This window comes from Roseovarius halophilus (ex Wu et al. 2025) (assembly GCF_047086965.1).
Window position 1 is genome coordinate 46,696 of record NZ_JBKOTX010000005.1, and the last position, 12,733, is coordinate 59,428.

The 12,733-nt window shown below is 62.1% G+C and carries 11 protein-coding genes; 9 read left to right on the plus strand and 2 right to left on the minus strand.

Annotated elements, in window-relative coordinates:
• Positions 1-232: 232 nt before the first annotated feature.
• A complete protein-coding gene (locus tag ACH107_RS01810; RefSeq protein WP_412504393.1) occupies positions 233-1,564 on the plus strand; it encodes an NAD(P)-dependent oxidoreductase in 1,332 nt (443 codons plus the stop codon).
• Positions 1,565-1,598: 34 nt separating this feature from the next.
• Positions 1,599-2,903 (plus strand): NAD-dependent dihydropyrimidine dehydrogenase subunit PreA, encoded by a 1,305-nt coding sequence (gene preA, locus ACH107_RS01815; RefSeq protein WP_412504394.1) that lies wholly within the window; start codon positions 1,599-1,601, stop codon positions 2,901-2,903.
• A 135-nt stretch (positions 2,904-3,038) separates the two neighbouring features.
• Here the strand turns inward: preA and ACH107_RS01820 are convergent, their stop codons facing one another.
• The gene (locus ACH107_RS01820) at positions 3,039-3,662 is read right to left on the minus strand and encodes a TetR family transcriptional regulator C-terminal domain-containing protein (protein WP_412504395.1); all 624 of its coding nucleotides are present in this window, start codon (positions 3,660-3,662) and stop codon (positions 3,039-3,041) included.
• Between the two features lie 72 nt (positions 3,663-3,734).
• Positions 3,735-4,376 carry a TetR/AcrR family transcriptional regulator gene (locus tag ACH107_RS01825; RefSeq protein WP_412504396.1) on the minus strand — a complete coding sequence of 214 codons (642 nt, stop codon included), beginning with the start codon at positions 4,374-4,376 and terminating at the stop codon, positions 3,735-3,737.
• A 134-nt stretch (positions 4,377-4,510) separates the two neighbouring features.
• Between ACH107_RS01825 and ACH107_RS01830 the strand changes: the two genes are divergently transcribed.
• From ACH107_RS01830 to ACH107_RS01860, 7 genes are all read left to right on the plus strand, one after another.
• The gene (locus ACH107_RS01830) at positions 4,511-5,761 is read left to right on the plus strand and encodes a Zn-dependent hydrolase (RefSeq protein WP_412504397.1); all 1,251 of its coding nucleotides are present in this window, start codon (positions 4,511-4,513) and stop codon (positions 5,759-5,761) included.
• 97 nt (positions 5,762-5,858) lie between these two features.
• Positions 5,859-7,322 (plus strand): dihydropyrimidinase, encoded by a 1,464-nt coding sequence (hydA, locus tag ACH107_RS01835; RefSeq protein ID WP_412504398.1) that lies wholly within the window; start codon positions 5,859-5,861, stop codon positions 7,320-7,322.
• Positions 7,323-7,417: 95 nt separating this feature from the next.
• Positions 7,418-8,203: an ABC transporter ATP-binding protein gene (locus ACH107_RS01840; RefSeq protein ID WP_412504399.1), complete on the plus strand. Its 786-nt coding sequence runs from the start codon at positions 7,418-7,420 to the stop codon at positions 8,201-8,203.
• A 39-nt stretch (positions 8,204-8,242) separates the two neighbouring features.
• Positions 8,243-9,109 carry an ABC transporter permease gene (locus ACH107_RS01845; protein ID WP_412504400.1) on the plus strand — a complete coding sequence of 289 codons (867 nt, stop codon included), beginning with the start codon at positions 8,243-8,245 and terminating at the stop codon, positions 9,107-9,109.
• On the plus strand, positions 9,106-9,948 hold the full coding sequence (locus ACH107_RS01850) for an ABC transporter permease (protein WP_412504401.1): 843 nt from the start codon (positions 9,106-9,108) through the stop codon (positions 9,946-9,948). Before ACH107_RS01845 ends, ACH107_RS01850 begins: the two co-directional genes overlap by 4 nt.
• Positions 9,949-9,980: 32 nt before the next feature.
• Positions 9,981-10,973 carry an ABC transporter substrate-binding protein gene (locus ACH107_RS01855; protein WP_412504402.1) on the plus strand — a complete coding sequence of 331 codons (993 nt, stop codon included), beginning with the start codon at positions 9,981-9,983 and terminating at the stop codon, positions 10,971-10,973.
• Positions 10,974-11,240: 267 nt separating this feature from the next.
• On the plus strand, positions 11,241-12,698 hold the full coding sequence (locus tag ACH107_RS01860; RefSeq protein WP_412504403.1) for a D-alanyl-D-alanine carboxypeptidase family protein: 1,458 nt from the start codon (positions 11,241-11,243) through the stop codon (positions 12,696-12,698).
• The last annotated feature ends 35 nt before the right edge of the window (positions 12,699-12,733 follow it).

The window sequence follows — 12,733 nt, forward strand, 5'->3', positions numbered from 1 at the left end:
CCTTCACGATGCCCGCCCTCGCGTTCCGCGCTGACGCGTTACCGACGCGATACGCCCGCGATGCGGCCCCCCGTTTTCCACGTTTACCAAGGGGTTGAGCCGTGATTCGCGGCTTGGCTACCCGAACGGGGCGTCAATCCCAATCCTTTTGGATTGGATAAATTTTACCAATTGATAAAATTTCAAAACGTGGGATACTGCCCCTGTCGGAGCCACCCATTCGGAGCAAGCCATGACTGACAAGACGCTAAACCCCGGCATTCATCCTGGCCGGCTGGACGCGCCGCAATACGAACAGAATTTCGCCGATCTGCATCCGCCGTTGGATGATCACGCCGCGCTCGTGGCGGCTGACCGCTGCTATTTCTGCCATGATGCCCCCTGCATCACCGCGTGCCCGACCGAGATAGACATCCCCCTGTTCATACGACAGATCGCCACCGGCACCCCCGAGGCCGCCGCCAAGACCATCCTCGATCAGAACATTCTCGGCGGCATGTGCGCGCGTGTCTGTCCGACCGAGACCCTGTGCGAGCAGGCATGCGTCCGTGAGGCGGCCGAGGGCAAGCCGGTTCTCATCGGGCAGTTGCAGCGCTATGCCACTGATACGATTATGGAAAACAAGGGTCACCCGTTTACGCGGGACGCGCCGACGGGAAAACGCGTGGCCGTCGTCGGGGCGGGCCCCGCGGGCCTCGCCTGTGCGCATCGGCTGGCCATGCGCGGTCACGACGTAGCTGTTTTCGATAGCCGCGCCAAGCCCGGCGGGTTGAACGAATTCGGTATCGCGGCCTACAAGACGGTCGACGGGTTTGCCGAGCGCGAGGTCGACTGGCTTCTCGGTATCGGGGGCATTACCGTTGAAACGGGCAAGCAACTGGGGCAGGGCCTGTCCCTTGATCAGTTGAAATCGGATTACGACGCCGTGTTCCTCGGGGTCGGGCTCGGGGGCGTCAATGCGCTCGGCTTGCAGGACGAGGAGAAGGACAACATACTTGATGCCGTTGATTTCATTTCGGATCTGCGGCAGGCGGGTGACCTGTCCGAGCTTGCCATCGGGCGCGATGTCGTCGTGATCGGTGGGGGCATGACGGCGGTTGACGCGGCCGTTCAGGCCAAGTTGCTGGGCGCCCTGAATGTCAGCCTTGTTTACCGGCGCGGCCACGACCGCATGAATGCCAGCGAATACGAGCGGGATCTCGCAGCCTCCAAGGGGGTCCGGATCATCACCAACGCGGTCCCCATTGCCATCCACGGCAACGGGTCGGTGCGCGAAGTCGAATTCGAGTTCACGGATGACGATCTGGCGCCGACCGGCGAAACCTTCCGCCTCCCGGCCGATCAGGTTTTCAAGGCAATCGGCCAGACGCTCGAAGCGGACGGCCTTCCCGAGCTCGACGGTCGCAAGATCAAGATCACCGGTGCCGGACGTACCAGCGTCGAAGGTGTCTGGGCCGGGGGTGATTGTGCTGCGGGCGGTGATGACCTGACCGTGACGGCAGTTGCCGAGGGACGCGACGCCGCCGAGGATATCCACGCCAGCCTGACAGGCGCGCGCGGGTAACGCCGCGCCAAATTCAAACAGGGAGATCAGCAAGATGGCCAATCTCGAATCGAACTTCATCGGGATCAAATCCCCAAACCCGTTCTGGCTGGCCTCCGCGCCGCCAACGGACAAGGAATACAACGTCCGCCGCGCATTCGAGGCCGGCTGGGGCGGTGTTGTATGGAAGACGCTGGGGGAAGACGGCCCGCCGATCGTCAACGTGAACGGCCCCCGTTACGGCGCGATCTGGGGGGCGGACCGGCGACTTCTGGGTCTGAACAACATCGAACTCATCACCGACCGCAGGCTCGAGGTGAACCTAGAGGAGATGACGCGTGTGAAGAAGGACTATCCGGATCACGCGCTGATCGCGTCCCTGATGGTGCCTGTGAACGAGGACAGCTGGAAAGCCATTCTTGAACGCGTGATGGAAACCGGGTGTGACGGGGTGGAGCTCAATTTCGGTTGTCCCCACGGGATGAGCGAACGTGGCATGGGATCGGCAGTGGGGCAGGTTCCCGACTACGTTCAGCAGGTCACGGAATGGTGCAAGAAACATTCGGACCTGCCGGTGATCGTCAAGCTCACGCCGAACATCACTGATATCCGCAAACCCGCACAGGCGGCCAAGGACGGTGGCGCCGATGCGGTTTCGCTCATCAACACGATAAACTCCATCACGTCGGTCAATCTCGACAGCTTCGCGCCGGAGCCCATGATCGACGGAAAGGGGGCGCATGGCGGCTATTGCGGTCCGGCAGTCAAGCCTATCGCGTTGAACATGGTGGCGGAAATCGCGCGGAACCCTGATCTGAACGGGGTGCCGATTTCCGGCATCGGCGGGGTCACAACGTGGCGTGACGCGGCCGAGTTCATGTCGCTTGGCGCGGGCAACGTGCAGGTCTGTACCGCCGCGATGACCTATGGCTTCAAGATCGTGCAGGAGATGATCTCGGGCCTGAGCGAGTTCCTGGATGAAAAGGGCTTCACATCCGTTGACGAGTTGGTGGGGCGTGCGGTGCCCAATTGCAGCGATTGGCAGCATCTCAACCTCAATTACGTGACCAAGGCGCGGATTGATCAGGACCTGTGCATCAAATGCGGCCGGTGCTTTGCCGCCTGTGAGGACACGAGCCACCAAGCGATCACCATGTCCGAAGACAGGGTCTTCGACGTGGATGACAGTGAATGCGTGGCCTGCAATCTTTGTGTGAATGTCTGCCCCGTCGAAGGGTGCATCACGATGGAACGTCTGGCACCCGGAACCATGGATGAGCGTACAAGGGAGGTTGTACAAGAGGAGTACGCCAACTGGACGACGCATCCCAACAACCCGGGAAAATGCGCGGCCGAGTAGCCACGGCCCCCCGCGGCCTTTAGGCTATAACAAGACTGCCGGGAAAGCCGCGGGGTACCGTCTCCGCGGCTTTCGCGCATCGCGCGGGGCGGCCGTCTTGCGCCGTGGCAGGGCTTGGGCGTCGTCCGGGCCCTTTCACGTGATTGGTTGCAATAACCGGCCGTAGAGCGTGTCGAGAAAGGCGGATGCCTCGTCATGGACGGGCTTTCCCCCCGCCAAAACGCGCACCTGCGCCTCGAAATCGGCATAATGCTGCGTGGTCGCCCAGATCGAGAAAAGCAGGTGCCGCGGATCGACAGGGGCCAGCCTGCCCTCGGCGATCCAGCGTTCGATCAGGGCGGCGGTGTCATCAACAAGCGGTTTCAGACCGCTTTCCAGGTGCGGGGCCATCCGTGGGGCGCCTTGCAGTATCTCGTTGGCGAAAAGTCTGCTTTCGCGGGGAAACTCTCGGCTCATGTCGAGTTTGCGGTGGACGTAATGCAGTATTTCCTCGCGCGGGTCACCATCGGGATCGATCTCGCGCAGCGGGGCCAGCCATGCATCCATGAGCTGGTTGAGCAACGTGACGTGAATCTCCTCCTTGCCGCCGAAATAGTAAAGGATGTTTGGCTTGCTCAGGCCGGCTTGTGTCGCGATCTGGTCGAGCGTCGCGCCCCGGTACCCGTGTTGTGAAAACACGTCGAGCGCCGCGTCGAGGATGCGTTTGCGGTTCTTCTGCTGGATTCGGCTCGGCTTGCGGGCCGGCTGCGCGTCATTCATCTATGGCTCCGTCGCGGAAAAGGCTTGGCAAGAATGATGTAATTTTCATCGACTGGAAAGGTGGCGCCAGGATCAATCCGTGCCGCGTGCGCCGATGCCCTTGAGAATGATGTCCTTTACCGATTGCTTGGCCGCCTCCCATTGTTCCTCGTCCAAGGCGGTGCTGCCATTCAGCGTCTCGATCTGGTGACCGAAATCGGCGTAATGCTGGGTTGTTGCCCATAGCATGTAGAGCAGGTGCCGCGGGTCGACCGGGTCCATCTTTCCTTCGTCTATCCAGCGCTCGATGATGCGCATGCGGTCTTCCGTCCACTCGACCAGCGTGGTTTCCAGGTAATCCTGGATGACCGGCGCGCGGTGCATCACCTCCGACGCCCAGACCTTGGAGCCGGCCGGGTGCCGTCGGCTGATTTCCATCTTGGCGTCGATATAGGCGCCAATACCCTCTGCCGGCCCCGACGCCGCATCGAAGAAGTCGGCGGCCTTGAGCCAGTCCTGAAAGATATTCTGGACCACCTGCCGGTACAGCGCTTCCTTGGTGGGAAAGTAGTAATGCAGGTTCGCCTTGGGCAGGCCCGCAAGATCGGCGATCAACTGCATCGTTGCCCCGCCAAACCCTGCTTCCGCAAAGACTTTTTCAGCCGCGTCGAGGATCAGCCGTTCGTTCTCTTGGCGGATTTCTTTTTTGCTGAGCGGGCGGGCGGATTGTGCCATCACAACTCTCCGAGAAATTTCTTGACCAGTTGGTCAAGCTGTGCTGCTGTCATCCCTGACCATACGGTCAAGATAAGACCGAAGGCAAGAGATCCGGAAATGCGGGTCCACGTCACAACAGGAAGGAGACTGCCATGACCGCACCCGGTCAGAACCTCAGGATTAATGCGGATCGGCTGTGGGACAGCCTCATGGAAGTGGCCCGGATCGGCCCCGGTGTCGCGGGGGGCAACAACCGTCAGACCCTGACCGACGCCGATGCGGAAGGCCGCGATTTGTTCAAGAAGTGGTGTGACGAGGCCGGCTGCACCATGGGTGTTGACGAGATCGGGAACATGTTCGCGCGCCGCGAGGGAACGGACCCTGATGCGCTGCCTGTCTACGTGGGGTCTCACCTTGATACCCAGCCGACGGGCGGGAAATATGACGGGGTGCTCGGCGTTCTTGGCGGGCTCGAGATCATCCGGACCTTGAACGACCTTAATATCAGGACGAAACATCCGATCGTCGTCACCAACTGGACAAACGAAGAGGGCACACGCTTCGCCCCTGCCATGCTGGCCTCGGGGGTGTTTGCCGGTGTTCACGCGCAAGATTGGGCCGAGGACCGCACCGATGCGGATGGAAGGCGCTTCGGGGATGAGCTGGACCGCATCGGTTGGCGCGGGGACGAAAAGATCGGTGCGCGCAAAATGCACGCCTTTTTCGAGTTGCATATCGAACAGGGCCCGATTCTCGAAGCCGAGGAAAAGGATGTCGGAGTTGTCACGCATGGGCAGGGGCTGAGCTGGACCCAGGTGACGATTACCGGCAAGGAAAGCCACACCGGCTCAACCCCCATGCCCATGCGCAGGAATGCGGGCCTCGGCATGGCGCGGGTACTGGAGAAGGTGGACGAGATCGCCTGGTCCAACAAGCCCGATGCCGTCGGTGCGGCAGGCCATATCGACATCTATCCAAATTCGCGCAACGTGATCCCGGGAAAGGCTGTGTTCACTGTCGATTTCCGGTCGCCGCAGCTCGAGGTGATCGAGGACATGGAAGCCCGGCTGCGCGCCGAGGGCAACAAGATTGCCGAGGAAATGGGGCTCGAGATCGAATTCGAGAAGGTCGGCGGTTTCGACCCCGTCAAGTTTGACGAAGGCTGCGTGACGGCCGTGCGCAACGCCGCCGAAAGGCTGGGCTATTCGCACCGCAACCTTGTCTCGGGTGCCGGGCACGACGCCTGCTGGATCAACCGCGTTGCGCCCACGGCCATGGTGATGTGCCCCTGCGTTGACGGGCTGAGCCATAATGAGGCCGAGGAGATTTCCAAGGATTGGGCCATGGCGGGAGCGGACGTTCTCATGCACGCGGTCGTGGAGACCGCGGAGATCGTGGAATGACATCTGGCCGACGCCAAGTAACGCAACCGATATTCCCCTGGATAGGATCAGCCATGAGAAGCTGTCGGGGAACGAGATTGACACAGGGAGATGGAAAATGACGACCAAGGTCATCAAGAACGGGACCGTCTGCACCGCTGACCGCACGTGGAAGGCCGATGTCCTGATCGAGGACGAGAAGATCAAGCAGATCGGCGAGGACCTGAAAGGCGACGAAGTGATCGACGCCGAAGGCGCCTATGTCATTCCCGGCGGGATCGACCCGCACACCCACATGGAGATGCCCTTCATGGGCACCACGGCCGCGGAGACTTTCGAAACGGGCACATGGGCCGCTGCCTGTGGCGGCACGACGATGCTGATCGATTTCTGCCTGCCCGGCGCCGACGGGTCGCTCAAGAACGCGATCAACGAGTGGCACCGCAAGTCGGCGCCGCAGATCTGCACCGATATCGGCTATCACATGGCCGTCACCGGGTGGAACGAGACCATTTTCAACGAGATGAAGGACGCCGTGGAAATGGGCGTCAACTCGTTCAAGCACTTCATGGCCTACAAGGGCGCGCTGATGATCGAGGATGACGAGATGTTCGCCTCGTTCAAGCGCTGCAAGGAACTCGGCGCGCTGCCTATGGTGCATGCCGAGAACGGGGATATCGTGGCGGATCTGCAGCAGCAGATGCTGCAGCAGGGCATCACCGGCCCCGAGGGCCATGCCTATTCGCGGCCGCCCGAAGTGGAAGGCGAGGCTGCCAACCGCGCCATCATGATCGCCGACGCTGCCGGCGTGCCGCTTTATATCGTGCACGTGAGCTGCGAACAGGCGCACGAGGCCATCCGGCGTGCGCGCCAGAAAGGCATGCGGGTGTATGGTGAGCCGCTGGTCCAGTTCCTGACCCTTGATGAATCCGAGTACTTCAACAAGGACTGGGATCATGCTGCGCGGCGGGTCATGTCCCCGCCGTTCCGCGACAAGGAAAACCAGGATGGCCTTTGGAACGGTCTTGCCGCGGGCTCGCTGCAGGTGGTCGCGACCGATCATGCCGCTTTCAGTACCGAGCAGAAGCGCATGGGCGTTGGCGATTTCACGAAGATCCCGAACGGGTCCAACGGATTGGAAGAACGCCTGTCGGTTCTCTGGACCAAGGGTGTCGAGACTGGCAGGTTGACACCGAACGAATTCGTGGCAGCGACGTCCACCAACGTGGCCAAGATCCTCAATATATATCCGAGGAAAGGCGCGATCGTGGAAGGCGCCGATGCGGATATCACGGTTTGGGATCCCAACATCACGCGCACCATCTCGGCCAGCAACCACCATTCGATCCTCGACTACAACGTCTTCGAAGGTTTCGACGTCACGGCGAATGCCCGCTACACCATCAGCCGGGGCGAGGTCATCTGGGCATGGGGTCAGAACAGCCAGCCACAGCCCGGCCGCGGCCGGTTCGTGCCGCGCCCGGCCTTCCCGTCGGCGCATCAGGCGCTGAGCAGGTGGAAAGAGCTGACTGCGCCCAAGCAGATCGAGCGTGACCCGATGAATATTCCGGCGGGAATCTGAAAAAACTTCGCCGTTCCCGCCGCTTGGCGGGCGCGGCCCATTGACATAACGAAGCCAGCGCAGCGCAATTGCGCTGTGCAAGCGGAGGGTGCGGAGTGAGCAGCCAAGCAGTGATCAGCGCGCGCGATTTGTCGCTGACCTTTCAAACCAATGACGGGCCGGTTCATGCTCTCAAGGATGTGAGCCTTGAGGTCGAGCGCGGGGATTTCGTCAGCTTCATCGGGCCGTCGGGGTGTGGCAAGACGACGTTCCTGCGCTGCATGGCGGATCTTGAGCATCCAACCGGCGGGGATATTTCGGTCAATGGTGTCAGCCCCGAGCAGGCCCGCCAATCCAGAGCCTACGGATACGTGTTCCAGGCCGCGGGGCTTTACCCGTGGCGGACGATCGGCGGCAATGTCAGGCTGCCGCTGGAGATCATGGGGTACGAAAAATCAGATCAGGACCAACGTATTGGCCGCGTCCTCGAGTTGGTTGACCTGGCCGGGTTCGAAAGAAAGTTTCCATGGCAGTTGTCGGGCGGGATGCAGCAGCGCGCGTCGATCGCGCGCGCGCTGGCCTTCGACGCCGATATCCTGCTGATGGACGAACCCTTCGGCGCGCTGGACGAGATCGTGCGTGACCACCTTAACGAACAGCTTCTGAATCTCTGGGACAGGACGAACAAGACCATCTGTTTCGTGACCCACTCGATTCCCGAGGCGGTCTACCTTTCGACCCGGATCGTGGTGATGTCGCCGCGCCCGGGCCGGATCACCGACGTGATCGAGAGTCCGCTGCCCAAGGAGCGGCCGCTCGATATCCGCGACACACCCGAATTCCTCGAAGTTGCCCATCGCGTCCGCGAGGGCCTGCGCGCGGGGCACGGCTATGACGAGTGACCGTCGCCCGCTCGGGCCAACCGGCAAGGAGGATACCTGATGCGCAACGCGCTTCCCGTTCTCACCGTCGTCGCCGTGATCGTCGTGATCTGGTACCTGGCGGCGATCTGGATGAATTCCACCTGGGCGCTGCAAATGGCCGAGAGGCTGGGCCGCGAGATGAGCTTTTTCGATCTGGTGGTTGCCACGATGACGCAGGATCGGCCCGTCGTCGCTGCCCCGCACCAGGTGATCGCGACGCTATGGGACGGTGTCTTCGGCCATGCCGTGACGTCCAAGCGCAGTTTCGTCTACCACGGGTTCGTCACGCTGGAGGCGACGCTGTGGGGGTTCGCGCTTGGCATCGTGGCCGGGGTCGGTCTTGCTGTCGCGATCGTGCACAGCCGCGCCGTTGACATGTCGGTGATGCCGTGGGCGGTAATCAGCCAGACCATCCCGATCGTCGCGCTCGCTCCGATGATCGTGGTCGTGGCCAATGCCGTCGGTGTCGAGGACCGTCTGGTGCCGAAGGCGATCATCTCGGCCTACCTGTCGTTCTTCCCCGTTCTTGTCAGCATGGTTTCCGGCCTGCGGTCGCCGAACGGCATGCAGCTCGACCTGCTCAAGACCTATGGCGCGAGCCGAGGACAGGTATTCTGGAAGCTGCGCCTGCCCGCGTCGCTGCCCTATTTCTTCGCCTCGCTCAAGGTCGCCATCGCGGCCAGCCTCATCGGCGCGATCGTGGGCGAGCTGCCCACTGGCGCGATCAACGGTCTCGGCGCGCGGATGTTGATCGGTAGCCAGTTCGGCCAGCCCCTCATCATGTGGGCCGCGCTGTTTGCCGCGGCGATCCTCGCGGGTATCCTGATCATCATCGTCGGCGCGATCCAGCGCGCGGCGGACCGACGCATGGGGGTGGCCCGATGACCCTGGTAGCAATGGCAGTTCTGATCTGGCTTGTGGCGTGGTGGGCCAATGCGCGGCTTGCCGAAAGCGGTGTGCGCGGGGCGCGCTATGCCGTCCCTGTCATCTTCGGTCTGACCGTACTGGTGATGTGGGAACTCATCGTGCGTGGGCTGGACGTCAGCCCGGTGATCCTGCCGGCTCCCACCGCCATTGCCGAACGCTTCGGGGCGAGCCTTGGAACGCTCTGGGTTGATTTCGTCCAGACGGTCGTGAAAGGCGCTTTCACCGGCTACGCCATGGGCTGCACGGCAGCGGTGCTGGCGGCGATCGCGATCGACCGCTCGCCCTTCCTGACCCGGGGGTTGTTGCCGGTGGGCAATTTCGTGGCCGCCCTGCCGATCATAGGCGTCGCGCCGATCATGGTGATGTGGTTCGGCTTCGACTGGCAGTCCAAGGCGGCGGTCGTGGTGGTGATGGTCTTCTTTCCCATGCTGGTGAACACGGTGGCCGGGCTGCGCGATACCGACAGCATGCAGCGCGACCTGATGCGCACCTACGGTGCGAGCTACTGGCAGACACTGCTGAAGCTCCGCCTGCCGGCGGCGATGCCGTTCATATTCAACGGGCTCAAGATCGCGACGACACTGGCCTTGATCGGGGCCATCGTCGCGGAGTTCTTCGGGTCTCCCATCAAGGGGATGGGTTTCCGCATCTCGACCTCGGTCGGCCAGCTTGCCATCGACATGGTCTGGGCCGAGATCGTTGTCGCCGCCCTCGCGGGCTCGCTGTTCTACGGCGGGGTTGCGTTGATCGAGAAAGCGGTGACATTCTGGCACCCGTCACAACGGGGCCGGGCATAAAAAGAAAACCGCTACCAACAAGGGAGACTGACATGAAAACACTGGCCAAGACAATCGGCCTCGCCACAGCCGGGCTATGGGCCGGCATGGCGCAGGCGGCAGACGACCTGACGCTGCAACTCAAATGGGTCACGCAGGCCCAGTTCGGCGGGTATTACGTGGCCAAGGACAAGGGGTTCTACGAGGAAGAGAACCTTGACGTCACGATCAAGCCCGGCGGCCCCGACATCGCACCGACGCAGGTGATCGCGGGCGGCGGCGCGGACGTCACGGTCGAATGGATGCCCGCCGCGCTGTCGGCGCGTGAAAAGGGCCTGCCGCTGGTCAACATCGCCCAACCCTTCAAACGCTCGGGCATGATGCTGACCTGTCTAAAATCCACGGGGATCGAAAGCCCCGAGGACTTCCCCGGGCGCACGCTCGGCGTGTGGTTCTTCGGTAACGAATATCCGTTCCTGAGCTGGATGAGCCAGCTAAATATTCCGACTGACGGTGGGGAGGATGGTGTCGAGGTCCTCAAACAGGGCTTCAACGTCGACCCGCTTTTGCAGGGGCAGGCCGATTGCATCTCGACCATGACCTATAACGAGTACTGGCAGGTCATCGACGCGGGTATTTCCCCGGAGGAACTGATCACCTTCAAGTACGAGGATCAGGGCGTCGCCACGCTTGAGGACGGGCTTTACGTGCACGAGGACATGCTCGAAGATCCCGAGGAAGTCGACAAGCTGGCGCGGTTCGTGCGGGCCTCGATGAAAGGCTGGAAGTGGGCCGAGGAGAATCCCGAGCAAGCGGCCATGATCGTGCTGGACAACGATGCGACCGGCGCGCAGACCGAAAAGCACCAGATCCGCATGATGAAGGAGATCGCCAAGCTGACGGAGGGATCCGACGGTGCTCTCGACCCGGCCGATTTCGAGCGCACGGTCGAATCGCTGCTCTCGGGCGGGTCGGACCCTGTTATCACCGAGCATCCCGGCGACGCCGCATGGACGCATGAGGTCACCGACAAGGCCTTCAACTGATCCTGCAGCGAAGCTGGAGAACGGGCCCGGGCCAATGATCGGCCCGGGCCATTTTCGTCGCGCGAAAGACCTTGCCATCTTGCGGCCACAATCGCCCCTGTTGCGTTTTCCGGCGTTCTGATGACTACATTTTGAGTCGATCCCATGACCCGGCTTTTGAAATCATTGAAATTGAAGACTTTATTCCGCCACACGCTTGTGCTACCTTCTTCATATAAAGAAGCCGGCCAAGAAAAGGCGGCGCGAGAGGCAGAAAAGAGTGGTTCCATGAAGGCTTGGAGCAAGCAGCCGATCCGGTGGGGTCTGGTCATTTTGGCCACCATCTGGATGCTGGTGATCGTGCCGCTCAGTGCGGCGGCGGCCCCTTATGCGGCAATGGTAATGGATGCCCGCAGCGGCGAGGTGCTGCATTCGCGTAACGCCAACACGCGGCTTCATCCCGCCTCCCTGACCAAGATGATGACACTTTACGTGGTGTTCGAGGCGGTCGAGAACGGCGAAATCGGATTGGACACGCCTGTCAGGATATCGCGTCATGCCGCCAGTGAACCGCCCTCCAAGCTGGGGCTCCGGGCGGGCCAGAAGATCAGGTTGCGCTACCTGATCCGGGCGGCGGCAGTGAAATCGGCGAACGATGCCGCCACGGCACTCGCCGAGGCCATAGAAGGCTCAGAGGCGCGCTTCGCCCGGCGGATGAACCGCACGGCCAAGGCCATGGGAATGACCCGCACCACCTTCAAGAATGCGCATGGCCTGACTGAAAGCGGCCACCTGTCCACCGCCAGTGATATGACCATCCTTGGGCGGCACGTTTTCTACGACTATCCCGACTACTACAACCTGTTTTCCCGTATCAAAACCCATGCGGGCCTGCGCACCGTCTATCACACGAACCGCAAACTGCTGCGCAGCTATCGCGGCGCGGACGGGATCAAGACGGGGTATACCCGCGCGGCCGGCTTCAATCTTGTCGCCAGTGCCGAACGCAATGGCGAACGCGTCATCGCCACGGTTTTCGGGGGGCGGTCCACCGCGACGCGCAACGCCAAGGTGGCTGAACTGCTTGATCTCGGGTTTCGCAAGGCGCCGCGCCGTGTGGCACTGAACCGTCCGGCGCGTCCGCGATATCTTGGTAAAGTGGACGGGGCTGCCGGCCGCACGGTCCGGCTTGCCGGGGCTGCGGCCGTCAAGAAAAGTCTTCGGCCATTTCCGCGCCCGGTGCCGGAGCAGCCTGCTGTCGTAGCCACCAAGACCGAGATCGAGGAAGCGATCCGCGAAGCCAAGAGCATGCAGGTCGCGGTATCACCGGACGAAACCGGAACCCGCGACAAGGAGACCGCGCTGGCAAACGTTTCGCCGGAACGACGGCCCGAAACCTTGCAGGCGGACTCGGCCGAGGTTGCAGAGGCTGGTGTTCAGGCCGGGTCTACCTCGGGTACCGCGACGCAGAAGGTCGTGACCCGGCTGTCCACCTCGGGCGGGCGGCATTGGGGCGTGAATGTCGGCCGGTATCCGAGCCAATACAAGGCGAGGAAGATATTGCTGCAGACCGCGTTGAGCGAAATGAGCGCGCTTGACGGCAGCCTGCGCAAGGTTGTCAGGCGTTCGAACGGGTTCGATGCGAATTTCATGGGCATGACGCGGGACATGGCCGACAGGGCCTGCCGGCGTCTGCAGGCCAAGCAGGTCACGTGCTTCATGATCGGCCCGAGCGACGGGGCCTGATACGGGCCGAAAGCCGCGCCGCCGCAGCAGCGCGG